Consider the following 16703-nt stretch of genomic DNA (forward strand, 5'->3'; position numbering starts at 1 on the left):
CTCCCCCAGCTGTGTGCGGCGGCCCTGCTCTGCAGCGGCGCCGCCCTCGCGATCCCGGCAGCGTGGATGCCGGCGAAAGCTGCGCTGGCGCAGTTGCTGCTCGAGCACAGCTTCGAGACGAGCCTTGCCGCGGGGACATCCGCCAAACCATGGCCCTGGGCCGATATCACGACGATGGGGCGGCTCACTGTCGACCGGCTGGGAGTGAGCGATATCGTGCTGGCGGGCGCATCGGGCGAAGCGATGGCCTTCGGTCCGGCGGAATTTCCCACCCGGCTGAACCGCCGCCTGACCCTGCTCGCCGCCCATCGCGATTCGCATTTTGCCTGGATGCGCAACCTGGAAGAGGGCGATATTGTTTCGCTCCAGCGCATCGATGGCAGCACGGCCCGGTACCGCGTAACGCACATGCAAACCGTGAAGTGGGACCGCTTTGCCCAACCTGCGCAATTGCACCGGGAGACCCTGCTCCTCGCGACCTGCTACCCCTTCGATGCCGGCAAGCGCGGCCCCCTGAGGCGCGTAGCAATCGCGCAGCGTATCGCATGATCCGATTGCGCCGCTTGGGGGCGCCGCTTAAGGCTCTCGCCCATGCGCCGGATCTCCCTGTTCCTGATAAAACTGTTGGCAGGCTTCATCGGCCTGAGCCTGTTGCTGGTCCTGCTGTTCAAGTTCGTGCCCGTCCCGGTCACTGCCACCATGGTGATGGACGGCAATGGCATTACCAAGGACTGGGAGCCGCTCGCAGAGATCGACCGCAACATGGTCTCGGCCGTGATCGCGGCCGAGGACGGCAAGTTCTGCAGCCATGACGGTTTCGACCGCAAGGCGATCGAAGATGCCATGGCGAACAACGCGAAGGGCGGGCGCATCCGGGGTGGCTCGACCATCAGCCAGCAGACCGCGAAGAACGTCTTCCTGTGGCAAGGCGGCGGCTATTTTCGCAAAGGTCTGGAGGCCTATTTCACGCTGCTGATCGAAAAGATCTGGGGCAAGCGGCGGATCATGGAAGTCTATCTCAACGTCGCGGAGACGGGGATCGGCACCTATGGCGCGGAAGCCGGGGCGCAGCGCTATTTCGGCAAGAGCGCAGCCTCGCTCGACCCGCTGGAGGCCGCGCGCATGGCCGCAGCCCTGCCCCTGCCCAAGGAGCGCTCGGTCAAGAACCCGAGGGGGTGGCTGCGCGGTCATGGCAGCACGATCGCCGCGCGCATGGGCCAGGTCCGCCGCGACGGGCTGGACTACTGCGTATACGACTAGCCCCAGGCATCACCGCACCGGATTGCCCCATCCCTTCATCTATTTGCGTCTTGCCCCAGCCACTAAATGATATAACATAGCAGTTCTGATATTCCGTATCAGGTTGATTTTCGTGAATTTTTATTGAAGGCATGCCGGGTATTCGCCTAGTCCACGCCGATAAACAGAGGAAAGGACGACAGCGCTTGGGCATCGGACACAGCCACGATCATGCGGACGGGCACGACCACGCGCATGGTCGCGGGCACTGCCACACGCCGGCCGATTTCGGCCAGGCCTTCCTGATCGGCATCGTCCTAAATACGGCCTTCGTCATCGTCGAGGCGGTGTATGGCTGGCTGTCGGGTTCGATGGCGCTCATCGCCGATGCCGGGCACAATTTGTCAGACGTGCTGGCCCTGCTGCTGGCCTGGGGCGCGAGCGTGGCGGCCAAGCGCCCGCCGACCGAGCGATTCACCTATGGCTACAAGAGCTCGACCATCCTCGCCGCGCTCGCAAACGCAGGGCTCCTCCTCATCGCCATCGGCGCGATTGCCTTCGAGACAATCCACCGCATGGCCGAACCCGCGCCTGTAGAGGGCATGACCATGGTCATGGTTGCCGGGATCGGTATTGCGATCAACACCGGGACCGCCCTCCTCTTCCTGCGCGGGCGCAAGCACGACATCAACATTCGCGGCGCTTTCCTGCACATGGCGGCCGACGCGCTGGTTTCGCTCGGCGTGGTGATCGCCGGCGTGCTCATCATCGTCACCGGCGCCAACTGGATCGATCCGCTGGTCAGCATCCTGATCGTGCTTGTGATCGCCTGGGGCACTTGGGGGCTGCTCAAGGATAGTGTAGCCATGAGCCTGCTCGCCGTGCCCAAGGGCATTTCGGAGAGCAGGGTCCGCGGCTATCTCGCCAGTCTTCCGGGAGTGAAAGAGATCCACGAGCTGCATATCTGGCCAATGTCGACCACCGAGACGGCGCTGACCGCGCATCTCGTCATGCCGGGCGGCCACCCGGGCGATGGCTTTCTGCGCGAGGTAGCCGAAGAATTGCAGCACCATCACCGGATCGGGCACACGACGATCCAGATCGAACATTCCCGCGAATGCACGGGGGGATGCTGATGCAGCCAGCCAGTCGCGAAGCACGCGAACGGCTGAAAGCAGCCATGGAGCGACTGGCATCGGGCGAACGCGTGGCTCTGGAAGATATCTACCGCGCGACCTCGGCGAAACTATTCGGGATTTGCCTGCGTATCTTGGGCGACGAAAAGGAAGCCGAGGACGCCTTGCAGGACGTCTATATCTCTTTGTGGCGCAAAGCCGATCGCTACGATCCCGAGCGAGCCAGCCCGATCAGCTGGCTGGCCACCTTCGCGCGCAACCGCGCGATCGACCGGCTGCGCGTGGGCAAGGTGCGCCAGGGCAGCGTGCCCGAGGACGCCGCCGCACCTGTCGCCGACAGGGCCCCACTGGCCGAAGCCATACTGATCGACGCCGAGCGCGAGGCCCGCGTCCACACCTGCCTCGACGCGCTGGAGGAAAACCCGCGCGTGGCGATCCGCACGGCCTTTTTCGAAGGCCGGACCTATGCCGAGATTGCCGAAACGCGCGGCGTCCCGCTGGGCACGATGAAAAGCTGGGTCCGCCGCGGCCTCAGAAAACTCAAGACCTGTCTGGAGAAGGGCGAATGACCGACGATCCCGCTCCCGAAGACATGATGGCCGCCGAATACGCCCTCGGCCTGCTCGAAGGTGAGGAGTTGCTGGCCGCGCGCGGGCGCGAAGCGCGCGATCCCGAATTCGCTGCCGAGGTCGCGTTCTGGCAGGACCGGCTCACGCCGTTGCTCGACGAGGTCGATGCCGCAACCCCGCGCGAGGAGGTGTGGGAAAGAATTTCCGCCGCGCTCGCCGACACTGGCGAATCCGGAGAAGTCGTCTCGCTCGCATCCCGACTGCGCCGCTGGAAGTTGGCCGCGAGCGTCGCCACCGCCGCTGCGGTTGCCGCCGTCACCTTGCTGGTGGTCTCACCAACGCAGAGCCCCTCGCCGGTTCCCGCCACTTCCCAAGCCCCGCTGGCTGCTTCGATCCCGATTGCGGACACGCAGCTTCGCCTCGCGGTGACTTATCTCCCCGATCGCCAGGAACTGCTCGTTTCGGCCAGCGGCCTGACCGCCGATGGCGTCCACGATCACGAGCTCTGGCTGGTCCCGCAGAGCGAGAACACGCCGCTGCTCTCGCTGGGCGTGGTCGCACCGGGCGAGGAGCGCCGCTATCCGCTCGCCGCCGAAGTCGCGGCGGAAATGGCCGATGGTTCGGGCCTGGTGCTCACCCGCGAACCGCTGGGTGGAAAGCCGCGCGATGCCGATGCCGGACCGGTGGTGGCCGAAGGGCGCCTGCAAAAAATCTGAAGAGATTTGCATCCGCCGCAGGAGGCGCTTCGTAACTCAATGCACAAGTTGGACGGGGCTTGTGAGAAAAAGGAGTTACACGATGACCATTTCCAAGCAGCTCAAGGCCGCAGCGGCCGCATCCGTCCTCGCGATGGGCGGCCTCGCCCTTGCCACCGGCGCCCCGGCACTAGCACACAACCACAAGGAAAAGCCCGCCAAGGCGCAGGCGAATATCGTCCAGACCGCCAGCGGCACCGGCGTCCACGAAACGCTCGTTGCCGCAGTGCAGGCCGCCGACCTTGCGGACACGCTTTCTTCGCCCGGTCCTTTCACCGTCTTCGCACCGACCGATGACGCCTTCGCAGCGCTTCCAGCCGGCACGGTCGACAGCCTGCTTCTCCCCGAGAACAAGCACCAGTTGCAGGACATCCTGAAATATCACGTTGTCGCCGGGCGCGTAGCCGCCTCGGCCCTCTCCGCCGCGATCACGCGGAGCGGCGGCAGCTACAGCTTCGAGACCGTTGCGGGCGAGACGCTGACCGCGAGCTTCTCGAGCGACAACAACATCGTCATCACGGACGGCGCGAACCGCAAGAGCACCGTGACCATGGCCGACGTGAAGACCACCAATGGCGTGATCCACGTCACCAACGGCGTCTTCCTGCCGGGCTGATCAGCCGCTTTCCTCCAGCGCCGCAGGGTTTCCCCCTCTGTCGCGGCGCGACTGGCCCCGCCCGCCTTCCAATCCGGCCGGCGGGGCCTTTTTTTCGAAACCAAGCAAAAGCGCCGCGAAATCGTGAGACTTCGCGGCGCTTTCGTATGGTGTGTGAGAAGGCTGGCCTAGGCTGCTTCTTCCTTTGGTCCGTGAACCTGGATCGGGTTCTTCTTGCCTTCGACCACATCGGCGTCGATCACGATCTCGGTCACGCCGTCCATGTCGGGCAGGTCGAACATCGTGTCGAGCAGGATGCCTTCCACGATCGAGCGCAGGCCGCGGGCACCCGTCTTGCGGGCGATGGCCTTCTCGGCGATCTTCTTGAGCGCGTCTTCCTGGAAGGTAAGTTCCACGTTCTCGAGTTCGAAGAGCTTCGCATACTGCTTGCACAGCGCGTTCTTCGGCTCGGTCAGGATGGTGATCAGCGCATCGGTGTCGAGATCGCGCAGCGTGGCGATCACCGGCAGGCGGCCGACGAATTCGGGGATCAGGCCGAACTTCAAAAGATCTTCCGGTTCGCCCTTTTCGAGCAGTTCGCCGATGCGGCGCTTGTCCGGATCGGCGACATGTGCGCCGAAGCCGATCGAACGCTTCTGCAGGCGATCGGCGATGATCTTTTCAAGACCGGCAAAGGCGCCGCCACAGATGAACAGGATGTTCGTCGTGTCGACCTGCAGGAATTCCTGCTGCGGATGCTTGCGGCCACCCTGCGGCGGGACCGAAGCGGTGGTGCCTTCCATCAGCTTCAGGAGCGCTTGCTGCACGCCCTCACCCGACACGTCGCGCGTGATCGAGGGATTTTCCGCCTTGCGGGTGATCTTGTCGATCTCGTCGATGTAGACGATGCCGTGCTGGGCTTTCTCGACGTTGTAGTCCGACGCCTGCAGCAGCTTGAGGATGATGTTCTCCACGTCCTCGCCCACGTAACCGGCTTCGGTCAGCGTGGTGGCGTCGGCCATGGTGAAGGGCACGTCGAAGGTGCGGGCCAGCGTCTGGGCCAGCAGCGTCTTGCCGCAGCCGGTCGGGCCGACGAGCAGGATGTTCGACTTGGCAAGCTCGACATCGCCTGCCTTGCCGCCGTGCTTCAGACGCTTGTAGTGGTTGTGCACCGCGACCGAGAGAACCCGCTTGGCGCGGTCCTGGCCGATCACGTAATCGTTAAGCGTCTCGAAGATTTCCTTGGGGGTCGGGACGTCGCCGTCCTTCTTGCCCGAGATGCCCGCCTTGGTTTCTTCGCGGATGATGTCGTTGCACAGTTCGACGCATTCATCGCAGATGAACACGGTCGGGCCTGCAATCAGCTTGCGCACCTCGTGCTGCGACTTGCCGCAAAAGCTGCAGTACAACGTGGATTTGCTATCGGTTCCGCTCAACTTGGTCATTTCCTGCTCTGCCCCCGCCTAGCCCTACAATACAGGGATTCGCCGACTCTAGGCCGGTGACGGGATGGGTCAATATCTCACTACCAGCTACCCCTTGCCATAAGCTGAAGGCGATAGGGTTGCCCGGTGGCTAGGACAAATCTGCAACAGTCCCCCTGGGAGACAAACGCGCCCAGGGTTACTGCGGAGTAAAGATCACTCCGGCGCGCCGCCCGAGCCTTTGTCCTCGTCTTTCACCGGCTCGTCGTCGCCCTCATTCTCGGGGCGCGCTTCGAACACCTTGTCGACGATGCCGAACTTCATCGCTTCTTCCGCTTCGAGGAAGGTGTCGCGGTCCATCGCCTTTTCGATCTCTGTCAGGCTCTTACCGGTGTACTGGACGTAAAGGTCGTTCATGCGCTTGCGGATCCGCAGGATCTCGCGCGCCTGAATTTCGATGTCCGACGCCATGCCGCGGGCCCCGCCCGAAGGCTGGTGGACCATGATGCGGGCGTTGGGAAGCGCGATACGCATGCCCGGCTCGCCTGCGGCCAAGAGGAAGCTCCCCATCGAGGCGGCCTGGCCGATGCACACGGTCGACACGCGCGGCTTGATGTACTGCATGGTGTCGTGGATCGCCATGCCGGCCGTCACCACGCCGCCGGGCGAATTGATGTACATGCTGATCGGCTTGGACGGGTTTTCGCTTTCGAGGAACAGCAGCTGCGCCACGATGAGCGAGGCCATGGTGTCTTCCACTTGGCCAGTGACGAAGACGATGCGCTCGCGCAGCAGGCGGCTGAAAATGTCGAAGGCGCGCTCGCCGCGGCTCGACTGTTCGACCACGGTCGGCACCAGCGCCCCGGTGATGGGATCGCGGGTGAACCGGCCCCCAAAAGCATTGGGCGTGCCGTGTGCTTCGCTGCCGAAGAGGTCGATCATGAAAATCCTTCCGTCTGAATATCGAGCGCCTATGTCGCCATCGCAGCCGCGATGTTCAAGGGGTTTGATTACGCACCCGGCGAACTACCACCAACAAGCGTGACACCGGCCTCAGGCCGCGCGGACGTGCTCAAGGAATTCCGCGACCTGTGCCCGAAGCACTTCGGCCTGGCTTTCCAGCGAAGTGCAACCATTGAGCACCTGCCCTGCCGCAGCGCCGGTGGCGAGCGCCATGCGGCTGACCTCGTCCATGTCGCTGCTGACCGCCTCGGTGTTGCGGGCGGCGTTGTCGATGCTGCGGGCGAGCTCCTGTCCCGCGACGGCCTGCTGGTCGACGGCGGCCGCGATCGAGGTCGAGGTGACGCCGAGCTGGCCGACTTCCTCGGTGATCTTGCGCAGCGCGCCGGCGCTGGCCGAGGACGAACCCTGGATGAGCTTGATCTGCGCCTCGACCTCTTCGGTCGCGCGCGCGGTCTGCGCGGCGAGTTCCTTCACCTCGCTCGCCACCACGGCGAACCCGCGGCCCGCCTCGCCGCCGCGCGCCGCCTCGATGCTGGCGTTGAGGGCGAGGAGGTTGGTGCGCTGGGCGATTTGGCCGATCATTTCGACCACCTGGCCGACATGGGCCGCCATCTGGTCGAGATCGGAAATCGTGCGATCGGCATCACGGGCCGCTGTGTTGGCCTGTCCGGCCCGATCGGCGCTGGAGGCGGCCTGGCGGCTGATCTCGCCGATCGACATGACGAATTCGTCGCTCGCGGCGGCTGCGCCGGTCACGCCTTCGCTGGTTTCTGCGAGGAGGCGCGAGGCGTTGACCACGCGCGCGCTGGACTGTTCGGCATTGTCGGCCATGGTCCGCGCCGCGTCCTTGAGCTGTCCACTTGCTGCGGCGACGTCCTGCGCAACTTCACCCACCATGCGTTCGAAGGCGTCGGCGAGGTCCTGGATCATTGCGACCTTGCGGTTGCGGTCGTCCGCCGAGGCGACCTGGTTTTCGAGCTCGCGATTGGCAGCCTCCCGCGCTTCTTCCTGGATCATGCGCAGGCTTTCGAGCGCGCGGGCCATCTCGCCGATCTCGTCATCGCGATGGATTTCGGGAATTTCGAGATCGCTCGCGCCCTCCGCCAGAAGCGCGCTGGTTTCGCCGATGTTGCGGATCGGGCCGACCACGCGGCGAGCCATCAGCTTGCGGCCAAGCAGGACAGTGACCAGCGAGGCGATGCCCAGCAGCACCATCACGGCGATGAACATCTCGATCTCCTCCATCTTCACCCGTTCGAGGCGATAGAGATGGGCTTCCTCGCGGTTGCGCAGCGAGTTGGAAATCTGGCCGACGGCATAGCCATGCTTGAAAGCGGGGATGACCCCTGCGTAAATTTCGTCCTCCGGCGTGGTGTAGAGCGCGGTCAGCGCGGACTCGAGTCCGCTGAGGTGATCCGCGATACGCTTGATCTCGCCGAGCGCCTGCGGATCGCTGGCATCGAACATGCCGGTCAGCTTCTCGTTCTCGGCAATCGCCCGATCGACCAGTTCGATTGCCGTATCGAGATCCTGCTCCTGGTTGCCCTCGTCGAGGAAGGTGCCGAGCATTTCCTGCGATGCGTGGACATCGGCGCGAGTGCGCGAAACGGAGAGGACCTTCTCGGTGATCCCGGTGAGTTCTTCCGAATGCGCCTCGATCCGCTGGAAGCCGAAAGTCGCCACCAGGCAGAGCACGACGACGCCGGCGGCGAAGGCCGCGAACAGCCCGTTCATCTGGCGCGCGATGGACTTGCCACCACCGGTAAAGCGCTGGGAGGGCAAGCCGTCTTCGTAGTCTTCGGAATAGGACACGTCTGGAAACTCGCAGTCTTGGGCGAGGACATGCGGCGACAGGCGCCGACATGCTGTTCGAGGCGTGAACGGGCCGCAGGGCGAGGCGGCAGGAAAACCCTGCGCCCCTTCCCTGCATCCCCCATTCCACCGCGACCCGCTTTTATGTGTTCGGTTTGGTGGCGGACCACCGAATCAATCCGGCAGCCTCTGACCATGGGTCCTAGGGGGGCGGGAGTAAGAGAAGCGTTAACTATCCGGCACGCTTCCCTTGCCACGTTGCCATCCTTTCCAGCCGATTGCCGTTCGTCGAGCGCAATGGCCGCTCGTCGGCTCCAAATAGCGCTTTGTCGACGGCACCTTGGGGCGCTTGCTTACACTTGTAGTTGAAGCGACAGAAATCCGGGAGAGAGAATGTCGTATCCAAACGCCACGAGCCTGATTGTCCTCGCTTGCGCGCTGTCGCTGCCCTCAATGGCGAAAGCCGAAGACGATGGGGAGAATGACACCGAGGCAGTCCCGGCTTCGGATGCAGATGCCAGCCGCGTCTTCGAACCTGCCTATTTCGCGCAATTCGCGCCGCGCAACGCGCTCGATATGGTCAGCCGCATCCCCGGTTTCACCATCTCCGGCGGCAACAACAACGGCCAGCGCGGCCTCGGGCAGGCCGACCAGAATGTACTGGTCAATGGCGAACGCTTTTCCAGCAAGTCGGATTCGCTCCGCGACCAGTTGCGCCGCATCCCGGCAAGCGACGTGGTGCGGATCGAACTGGTCGATGGCAACACGCTCGATATTCCCGGTCTCACCGGCCTGGTGGCGAATGTTATCTACACCCGCAGCGGCGCGTCGGGGCAGTTTCGCTGGGACTCAGGCTTCCGCCCGCACAACACCGAGGCCCAACTGTATGGCGGCGAGATTTCGCTGACCGGCAGCAAAGGCGCGCTCGACTACACCGTGTCGCTTTCCAACGACAACGACCGGTTCGGCGCCGACGGCCCGACGATCATCACCGACGCCGAGGGTGCCCTGATCGAAGAGCAGTATACGAAATTCTCCGGCGCCTTCGACAACCCCAAGCTCTCCACCGCCTTCGCCTATGATTTCGGCGGCGAGACCGTGGCCAATCTGACGCTCAGCTATGGCGAGGACTTCCTGTTCCGCAACGAACCCGAAACGGGTTTCCGCGCCAGCGGCCCCACCCGCTTTCGCGATGTCGAAGTGCGCGAGAACGGGCCGGAGTACGAAATCGGCGCCGACATCCAGCTCCCCCTGGGACCGGGCAAGCTCAAGCTCATCGGGCTCGAACGGTACGAACGCGACAACTTCTCCATCACGCTGGTCGACAGCTTCGACGACGGCAGCGACGCTGTCGGATCGCGCTTCCGCCAGACGAACGGCATTGGCGAGCGGATCGGACGCGCCGAATACGGCTGGGCGATGCTGGGCGCCGACTGGCAGCTTTCTGGAGAGGCAGCGTTCAACCGGCTCGACCGGGTTTCTTCGCTTTTCGAACTCGCGCCCGACGGCCAGTTCGTGCAGCTTGCCTTCCCCGAAGGAACCGGCGGAGTGACCGAGGACCGCTACGAAGGCAGCCTCTCCGTATCGAAGGCTTTGTCCTCCACGCTCTCCGTCCAGGCGATCGGCGCAATGGAATTCTCGCGCATCGAACAGACCGGTGCGGCTGCAAACTCCCGCTCGTTCAAGCGCCCCAAGGGCTCGCTCGCGACGACATGGAAGCCGGCGGACGATTTCGACGTCTCACTCACGCTGGCCCGCCGCATCAGCCAGCTTTCCTTCGGCGACTTTCTCGCCAGCGTCTCCCTCAACGACGACAACGAGAACGGCGGCAATAACGAGCTCGTCCCCTACCAGAGCTGGAATGTGGAACTGGAAGCCAACAAGCGCCTGGGCCCTTGGGGTTCGGTCACCTTCACTGCCCGGCAGGCCTGGTTCGAGGATTTCATCGACTGGTTCCCGCTCGAAGGCGGCGGGGAAGCGCGCGGCAATATCGGCGATGCCGAGAGGCTGCATCTGGAAGCCAACGCCACGATCAATCTCGATCCCTTAGGCGTGAAGGGCGCGCGGCTGGACCTGCGCGGCGTGAAGCGCTGGATGAGCGTCATCGACCCTTTTACGGGCGAGGACCGTCCCTTCTCCTACGACCAGCGCGGCTTGCTCGATTTCGGCTATCGCCACGATATCCCCAAGACGGACTGGGCCTACGGTGCCGGCATTTTCAGCCAGGACGACGCGCCCTACTCGCGCCTCTACGAGGCCGGGCGCAGTTGGGAAGGTCCGACCTTTGCGAGCGTCTTCGTCGAGAACAAGGATGTTTTCGGCCTGACGGTGGAGGCAAGCGTCGCCAATGTACTGGGCGCGCGGAACAAGTTCTACCGCACCGTCTACGACACGCCGCGTCCCGATGGGGAAATCGCGTTCGTCGAGGAAACGGACCGCCGGATCGGGCCGATCTTCCGTTTCTCGGTCAGCGGCGACTTCTAGCGCACTTGCATTCGCCCGCCTCGCTGGCAGTGTGCGGCCATGATCGCTCGCACGCTGCCGCTCGCCTTCCTTTTCCTCGCCGCGCCGCTCGCCGCCCAACAGGCCGAGGCGGATACACAGACCCATCTCGATCGCATCGCGGCCCTTGACGATGCCGGACCGGAACTGAATGCGGTGATCGCGGTCAACCCCGCAGGCCCGCAAGAGGCGCGCGAGGCCGAAGCGGCGGGCCTGCTGCTACAGGGCCGCACTGTCCTCGTTAAAGACAATATCGAGACGCGCGAACTGCCGACCACTGCGGGCAGCCTCGCGCTCGCCGACAATTTGACCGGCCGCGACGCGCCGCTGATCGCCAATCTGCGCGCGGCGGGCGGCGTGGTGCTCGGCAAGACCAATCTGTCCGAATGGGCCAACATTCGCGACAATGATTCCACCAGCGGCTGGAGCGGCGTGGGCGGATTGACCCGCAACCCGCACGCCATCGATCGTAACGCCTGCGGCTCATCCTCGGGCAGCGGCGCGGCGGTGGCCGCGCAATTCGCCTGGGCCGCGATCGGGACGGAGACCAACGGATCGATTACCTGCCCCGCCAGCATCAACGGCGTGGTCGGCTTCAAGCCCAGCGTCGGCCTTGTCAGCCGTACCCATGTCGTTCCGATCTCCAGCACGCAGGACACCGCGGGACCGATGGCGCGCAGCGTGGCTGATGCCGCCCTGCTGCTGAGCTCCATCGCGGGCGAGGACCCGGCCGACAGCGCCACTCTCGGGGCGCAGCGCCGCGCGGACTACCACACGGGCCTCGCCGATTTCTCGCTCGACGGCGCGCGCATCGGCGTGATGCGCAACCAGATGGGCAACCGGGACGATGTGAAGACCGTCTTCGAAACGGCGCTGGCCGATCTGGAAGCCGCGGGCGCCACTCTGGTCGATATCGAGTTCGAGCTCGACGAGGAGGTCTATGACGCCAGCTTTACCGTGCTGATGTTCGAACTGCGCGAGGAGATGGGCAAATATCTTGCCAGCCTGCCGGGTGACGGCATGGCGCGCAGCCTCGCCGACCTCATCGCCTTCAACGCCGCCCATCCGGCAGAGGAAATGCGCTGGTTCGGGCAGGACCTTTTCGAACTTGCCGAAACGACGACCGACCGCGAAGCCTACGAGGAAGCCCGCGCGAAAGCCCTGCGCATCGCGGGCGCAGAAACGCTGGACAGGATCATGGCCGAAAACGAAGTCGCTTTCCTCATCGCCCCCACGCGCGGCCCCGCCTGGACCAGCGACCTCGTCAACGGCGACAATTTCAACGGCAGTATCGGCTTCGGCACGCCTGCGGCAGTTGCCGGATACCCGCACCTCACCGTTCCCATGGGTGCCATCGAGGGCCTGCCCGTCGGGATCAGCTTCTTCGGCGGCAAGTGGCGCGATTTCGAGGTATTGCAACTGGGCGCGGCCTATGAGCGAGTGCGCAGCGCTGTTTTACCGGAACCGTCCTTTCGCCCGTGGGAACCGGCGGCCCTCTGACCGGATTAAGCAAGCGTGGAGTTCGACCCGCGCATCTTCCTGTTCGTCGTCTTCGGGCTCGGACTCATGCTGGCCGTCACGCTGGAGAAATGGCTCGCGCGTTTCTGGCTCTCGCTGCCGATCGTCTATGTAGCAGCGGGCTTTGCGCTCTATTCCCTGCCCCTCGACCTGCCCAACATCAATCCGACCTATGACGGCTTCGATGCGCTGGCGCTCGAATATGTTACCGAGTTCATCGTGATCGCTTCGCTGATGGCGGCGGGGATCGCGATCGACCGGCCGGTGAGCTGGAAGAACTGGAGTCAGATCTGGCCACTGCTCGTTTTCGCCATGCCGCTGACGATCGCCGCCGTTGCACTTTTGGGGTGGTGGATTGTCGGCCTTGCTCCTGCGAGCGCCTTGTTGCTTGGTGCAGCACTCGCTCCGACAGACCCTGTTCTTGCGCGAAGCGTGCAAGTTGGTCCGCCAGGCGAGAACAAGCGGCACGATGTCCGCTTTTCGCTGACAGTAGAGGCGGGGTTGAATGACGGTCTGGCCTTTCCGTTTACCTATCTGGCCATTGCCGCTGTCGGCATGACCTCGCTAGGAAACTGGACGCTCGAATGGGCTGCGCGCGACCTGGTCTGGCGGGTTGCCGCAGGAATAGCGGTCGGTTGGGCCGTGGGGCGTGCGGGCGCTTGGTATGTATTCGAGCGGGAAGCCGACGCTCCAATGGAAGAAATCGACGAGGCCAGCGAAAGCGCCGACCAGCCCAAGTATTCGACGAGCGAGGGGCTGGTCGTGCTTGGTACACTGCTCCTTGCCTACGGGCTGGCCGAACTCGCCGAGGGCTATGGATTTCTGGCCGTGTTCGCGGGTGCTGTCACGGCACGGCAACGGGAAAACCGAAGCCGCTACCACAAGCTCAGCCACCATTTCATCGATCAGATCGAACAGATCGTGCTCGTTCTCGTGCTGTTCGGTTTTGGCGCCATGCTGGCCAGCGGCGTCCTAGCGAGCCTGACGTGGGAGGGCGCGTTGCTCGGACTGGCGCTGATCTTTGTCATTCGACCGGTGGCGGGCTTCATCTCGGAATATCCATCGCGCCTGCCGATGTTGGGAACTCTCGCCGTGGCGTTTCTCGGCGTGCGGGGGATGGGTTCGATCTATTATCTCGCCTATGGCCAGAACCATGGCAATTTCTACAATTTCGACCAGCTTTGGGCGATCGCGAGCTTTACGATCCTCGTATCGATCGTAGTGCACGGTATTTTAGCGGGCCCCATGATACTCGCGGTCGAGAAGAAAGGCCGACATATTCATACAGGTGAGGAGGAAGGCCTGGAAAGTCACAGCCCACATGGCACCGTGGCGCCCCGAACAGAGAAACCCTGAAGAGCCATACGGAAGGGGCGGCAGGATCGCTCCCGCCGCCCCTTCGCAATTCTTCAAGCCAACCGAAGCTTACTTCTTGGCAGCGGCCTTCTTGGCGGGTGCCTTCTTCTTGGCTGCGGGCTTCTTATCGCCCTCGTCTTTCTTGGCAGCGGCCTTCTTCGCCGGAGCCTTCTTGGCCGGGGCCTTCTTTGCAGCCGGCTTCTTCTCGTCCTTCTTGTCGTCGGACTTCTTCGCAGCGGCCTTCTTGGCCGGAGCCTTCTTGGCAGCAGCCTTCTTCTTGGCCGGCTTCTTGGCGGCTTCCTCGCCCTCGTCTGCTTCGATCGCGGCTTCGAGTTCCTCGCGCGTCACTTCGCGGTCGGTAATCTCGGCCTTGTCGAAGAGGAAATCGACGACCTTGTCTTCATAAAGCGGCGCGCGCAGCTGGGCGGCGGCCATCGGTTCCTGCTGGATGTACTGCATGAAGCGTTCGCGATCTTCGGGGCGGTACTGCTGTGCCGCCTGCTGGATCAGCATGCTCATTTCCTGCGAGGTGACCTGGACGTTGTTCGCCTGGCCGATTTCCGAAAGCAGCAGGCCGAGGCGCACGCGGCGTTCGGCGATCGAACGATAGTCATCCTTTTCCGCTTCCATTTCCTTCAGCATCTCTTCCGGATTTTCCGAACGAGCGGCTTCCTGCTGGAGCTGGGTCCAGATCTGGTCGAATTCCGCATCGACCATGCCCTGCGGCACGGCGAAATCGTGACCGGCGGCCAGCTGGTCGAGCAGCGAGCGCTTCATCTGCGTGCGGGTAAGTCCGGCGGTTTCCTGCTCGAGCTGGCCTCGCAGGAGTTCCTTCAGCTTGTCGAGACCGTCGAGGCCGAAGTTCTTGGCGAACTCGTCGTCGATCTTGGTGTCGCCTTCGACCTTCACCTGCTTCACGGTGACGTCGAATTCGGCCTTCTTGCCGGCGAGATGCGTCGCCTGGTAATCTTCGGGGAAGGTCACTTCGATGGTCTTGGTGTCGCCGGTCTTCACGCCAACCAGCTGCTCTTCGAAACCGGGGATGAACATGCCCGAACCCAGCACCAGCGCGGCGTCGTCGGCCTTGCCGCCTTCGAACTCGGTGCCGTCGACGCGGCCCACGAAGTCGATGATCAGCTGGTCGCCATCGGCCGCCTTTTTGGTCTTGGCGGCTTCCTTGTAGCTCTTGTTGTTCTCGGCCAGCTTGCCGATCGCGTCCATGACCTCGTCATCCGACACGGGAACGGTCAGGCGCTCGATCGCGATATCGTCGGTCGACGGCGTCTCGATTTCGGGCAGCACTTCCAGTTCGATGGTGAGTTCGGCGTCCTTGCCCGCCTCATAGCCTTCGCCCAGCTCGACCTTCGGCTGCATCGCCGGCTTGAGTTTGTTCTCTTCCATGGTCTTGTCGACCGATTCGCGAATCATCTCGTTCACGGCTTCGGCGTGGAGCTGTTCGCCATGCATCTTGCGCACGAGGTTCGCGGGCACCTTGCCGGGGCGGAAGCCGGGCATCTTCACCTGCGGGGCGATCTTCTTGATCTGCGAATCGATGCGGGCATCGATTTCCTTTGCCGGAATGGTGATCGCGTAGGCGCGCTGGAGGCCGTCGTTGGCGGTTTCTTTGATCTGCATGGGTTGGGACTCGTAAGGTTTCTGTCTGTCTGTGCGAATGGCCTGCGACAGGAGCGGAAATGGTGCGGGCGAAGGGACTCGAACCCCCACATCTTTCGATACTGGTACCTAAAACCAGCGCGTCTACCAATTCCGCCACGCCCGCAAACCGCAAAAGCATGGGCTGCGCCGACGGTTGCCCGCCGCGCATATAGGCGCGTGCCTCTAGAAGGATGCGACCAAAAGGGCAAGCGCGGCGACCGCTCAAGGAACAGCCTTTCACGGTGAGGCGTTGATAAGGCGAAAGGATCGCAATCATGAGCGACTACGAAACTCCGAAAGTCCCGCCTGCAACGCCTCCCGCCATCGACCCCGATGTCGATCCCAAGACTGCGGCCGAAATGGAGGCCGACGGCGAGACCGAAGGCGATGTCCTCGCCGATAAGACCAAGCCCCACGAGATCGACACCGAGGCTGAAAAAGCCATGCGCCCAGCGATGGATGGCGGGCGCGGCGGCGAAGGCGAACAGGCGCTCGATGCAGCAACCATGCTGCCGCCCGACTAATCGCAGCACGAAGGAGACACGAGATGGCGACCCAGCCCACCCCCGACATCCAACCCACCCCCGATATCCAGCCCGGTGCTCCCCAGGAGATGCCGCCCGGCGGTCCGCCGAACGAGGCGCCGATGCAGGAGCCTCCCGGCTTCGAACCCTTGCAGCCCGATTACGACGACCCCTCCCCCGCCCCGAACGAGACGCCGCCGCTCCCGGATTGAGGGCGGCCCGAATGCGCTTGCCGGAAACCGCGCCGCGCAGTAGAGGCGCGCGCCATGACTGACGACACCAAAGCCGAAGAAACCAAGCCCCAGACGCCCCCGATGCAGCTTTCGGTCAATCCGAAAAGCCAGCATTTCGACGTGGACGTCCTCCAGCGCGGCGTGGGCATCAAGTTCAAGGACCGCGTGCGCACCGATATCGAGGAATACAACATCCCCGAAGGTTGGGTGCGCGTGCAGGCCGGCAAGACTGTCGACCGCAACGGCAACCCGCTGACGCTGAAGCTCAACGGCCCTGTGGAAGCCTGGTTCGAAGACCTCGGCGACAATCCGCCGGTCGCCAAGGCCGGCTGATCGCGCCTTTCCTACATCGGGGCATCGATGGCAGGACCTCGGGAATGACCCAGTCCTGCTGCCGGAACCTGCAAAAAACCGCCGCCTG

General features: G+C 63.7%; 16 protein-coding genes and 1 tRNA gene. 12 read left to right on the forward strand and 5 right to left on the reverse strand.

The genetic code is table 11. The annotated features are described in order from the left end of the window. The 6 genes from ED21_RS11360 to ED21_RS11385 form a co-directional block, all read left to right on the forward strand. Window positions 1–549, forward strand: a 549-nt coding sequence (locus tag ED21_RS11360) for a class GN sortase (RefSeq protein ID WP_006834050.1), incomplete at its 5' end; no start/stop codon positions are given. A 42-nt stretch (window positions 550–591) separates the two neighbouring features. After that, window positions 592–1260, forward strand: a complete 669-nt coding sequence (gene mtgA / locus ED21_RS11365; RefSeq protein WP_006834051.1) for a monofunctional biosynthetic peptidoglycan transglycosylase — start codon at window positions 592–594, stop codon at window positions 1258–1260. A gap of 185 nt (window positions 1261–1445) precedes the next feature. Continuing rightward, window positions 1446–2375 carry a cation diffusion facilitator family transporter gene (locus ED21_RS11370; protein WP_006834052.1) on the forward strand — a complete coding sequence of 310 codons (930 nt, stop codon included), beginning with the start codon at window positions 1446–1448 and terminating at the stop codon, window positions 2373–2375. Next, window positions 2369–2944, forward strand: coding sequence for a sigma-70 family RNA polymerase sigma factor (locus ED21_RS11375; RefSeq protein WP_006834053.1), 576 nt, complete (start codon window positions 2369–2371; stop codon window positions 2942–2944). Before ED21_RS11370 ends, ED21_RS11375 begins: the two co-directional genes overlap by 7 nt. Further along, window positions 2941–3660, forward strand: coding sequence for an anti-sigma factor domain-containing protein (locus ED21_RS11380; RefSeq protein ID WP_006834054.1), 720 nt, complete (start codon window positions 2941–2943; stop codon window positions 3658–3660). The genes ED21_RS11375 and ED21_RS11380 overlap by 4 nt, the downstream gene beginning before the upstream one ends. Window positions 3661–3742: 82 nt before the next feature. Next, window positions 3743–4315 (forward strand): fasciclin domain-containing protein, encoded by a 573-nt coding sequence (locus tag ED21_RS11385; RefSeq protein WP_006834055.1) that lies wholly within the window; start codon window positions 3743–3745, stop codon window positions 4313–4315. A 167-nt stretch (window positions 4316–4482) separates the two neighbouring features. Here the strand turns inward: ED21_RS11385 and clpX are convergent, their stop codons facing one another. From clpX to ED21_RS11400, 3 genes are all read right to left on the reverse strand, one after another. Then, the gene (gene clpX / locus ED21_RS11390; protein WP_006834056.1) at window positions 4483–5739 is read right to left on the reverse strand and encodes an ATP-dependent Clp protease ATP-binding subunit ClpX; all 1257 of its coding nucleotides are present in this window, start codon (window positions 5737–5739) and stop codon (window positions 4483–4485) included. 195 nt (window positions 5740–5934) lie between these two features. Continuing rightward, window positions 5935–6660 (reverse strand): ATP-dependent Clp protease proteolytic subunit, encoded by a 726-nt coding sequence (locus ED21_RS11395; RefSeq protein ID WP_006834057.1) that lies wholly within the window; start codon window positions 6658–6660, stop codon window positions 5935–5937. Window positions 6661–6771: 111 nt separating this feature from the next. Beyond that, window positions 6772–8493 carry a methyl-accepting chemotaxis protein gene (locus ED21_RS11400; RefSeq protein WP_006834058.1) on the reverse strand — a complete coding sequence of 574 codons (1722 nt, stop codon included), beginning with the start codon at window positions 8491–8493 and terminating at the stop codon, window positions 6772–6774. 393 nt (window positions 8494–8886) lie between these two features. Here ED21_RS11400 and ED21_RS11405 point away from each other — a divergent pair, with 393 nt between their 5' ends. From ED21_RS11405 to ED21_RS11415, 3 genes are all read left to right on the forward strand, one after another. Next, window positions 8887–10977, forward strand: a complete 2091-nt coding sequence (locus tag ED21_RS11405; RefSeq protein WP_034922486.1) for a TonB-dependent siderophore receptor — start codon at window positions 8887–8889, stop codon at window positions 10975–10977. Window positions 10978–11016: 39 nt separating this feature from the next. Then, a complete protein-coding gene (locus tag ED21_RS11410; protein WP_006834060.1) occupies window positions 11017–12495 on the forward strand; it encodes an amidase in 1479 nt (492 codons plus the stop codon). A gap of 66 nt (window positions 12496–12561) precedes the next feature. Then, window positions 12562–13869: a sodium:proton antiporter gene (locus ED21_RS11415; protein WP_050784773.1), complete on the forward strand. Its 1308-nt coding sequence runs from the start codon at window positions 12562–12564 to the stop codon at window positions 13867–13869. Window positions 13870–13938: 69 nt separating this feature from the next. On the opposite strand, the gene tig is transcribed toward ED21_RS11415, so the two are convergent. Together tig and ED21_RS11425 are read right to left on the reverse strand one after the other, a co-directional pair. After that, window positions 13939–15504: a trigger factor gene (tig, locus tag ED21_RS11420; protein WP_006834062.1), complete on the reverse strand. Its 1566-nt coding sequence runs from the start codon at window positions 15502–15504 to the stop codon at window positions 13939–13941. Window positions 15505–15564: 60 nt separating this feature from the next. Beyond that, a tRNA-Leu gene (locus ED21_RS11425) sits at window positions 15565–15649 on the reverse strand. A 151-nt stretch (window positions 15650–15800) separates the two neighbouring features. Here ED21_RS11425 and ED21_RS11430 point away from each other — a divergent pair. The 3 genes from ED21_RS11430 to ED21_RS11440 are packed head-to-tail and all read left to right on the forward strand — an operon-like array spanning window position 15801 to window position 16615. Further along, on the forward strand, window positions 15801–16049 hold the full coding sequence (locus tag ED21_RS11430; RefSeq protein ID WP_006834063.1) for a hypothetical protein: 249 nt from the start codon (window positions 15801–15803) through the stop codon (window positions 16047–16049). Between the two features lie 23 nt (window positions 16050–16072). Continuing rightward, window positions 16073–16261, forward strand: a complete 189-nt coding sequence (locus ED21_RS11435) for a hypothetical protein (protein WP_006834064.1) — start codon at window positions 16073–16075, stop codon at window positions 16259–16261. 54 nt (window positions 16262–16315) lie between these two features. Continuing rightward, the gene (locus ED21_RS11440) at window positions 16316–16615 is read left to right on the forward strand and encodes a DUF3297 family protein (RefSeq protein WP_006834065.1); all 300 of its coding nucleotides are present in this window, start codon (window positions 16316–16318) and stop codon (window positions 16613–16615) included. The last annotated feature ends 88 nt before the right edge of the window (window positions 16616–16703 follow it).

Source organism: Erythrobacter sp. SD-21, from assembly GCF_000181515.1.
GTDB lineage: Bacteria > Pseudomonadota > Alphaproteobacteria > Sphingomonadales > Sphingomonadaceae > Qipengyuania.

Excerpts from the sequence above, each read along its gene's own strand:
- mtgA (WP_006834051.1), top strand. The coding sequence starts at position 592 with ATGCGCCGGATCTCCCTGTTCCTGATAAAACTGTTGGCAGGCTTCATC.
- ED21_RS11375 (WP_006834053.1), top strand. The coding sequence starts at position 2,369 with ATGCTGATGCAGCCAGCCAGTCGCGAAGCACGCGAACGGCTGAAAGCA.
- ED21_RS11380 (WP_006834054.1), top strand. The coding sequence starts at position 2,941 with ATGACCGACGATCCCGCTCCCGAAGACATGATGGCCGCCGAATACGCC.
- ED21_RS11385 (WP_006834055.1), top strand. The coding sequence starts at position 3,743 with ATGACCATTTCCAAGCAGCTCAAGGCCGCAGCGGCCGCATCCGTCCTC.
- clpX (WP_006834056.1), bottom strand. The coding sequence starts at position 5,739 with ATGACCAAGTTGAGCGGAACCGATAGCAAATCCACGTTGTACTGCAGC.
- ED21_RS11395 (WP_006834057.1), bottom strand. The coding sequence starts at position 6,660 with ATGATCGACCTCTTCGGCAGCGAAGCACACGGCACGCCCAATGCTTTT.
- ED21_RS11405 (WP_034922486.1), top strand. The coding sequence starts at position 8,887 with ATGTCGTATCCAAACGCCACGAGCCTGATTGTCCTCGCTTGCGCGCTG.
- ED21_RS11410 (WP_006834060.1), top strand. The coding sequence starts at position 11,017 with ATGATCGCTCGCACGCTGCCGCTCGCCTTCCTTTTCCTCGCCGCGCCG.
- ED21_RS11415 (WP_050784773.1), top strand. The coding sequence starts at position 12,562 with ATGCTGGCCGTCACGCTGGAGAAATGGCTCGCGCGTTTCTGGCTCTCG.
- tig (WP_006834062.1), bottom strand. The coding sequence starts at position 15,504 with ATGCAGATCAAAGAAACCGCCAACGACGGCCTCCAGCGCGCCTACGCG.
- ED21_RS11430 (WP_006834063.1), top strand. The coding sequence starts at position 15,801 with ATGAGCGACTACGAAACTCCGAAAGTCCCGCCTGCAACGCCTCCCGCC.
- ED21_RS11435 (WP_006834064.1), top strand. The coding sequence starts at position 16,073 with ATGGCGACCCAGCCCACCCCCGACATCCAACCCACCCCCGATATCCAG.
- ED21_RS11440 (WP_006834065.1), top strand. The coding sequence starts at position 16,316 with ATGACTGACGACACCAAAGCCGAAGAAACCAAGCCCCAGACGCCCCCG.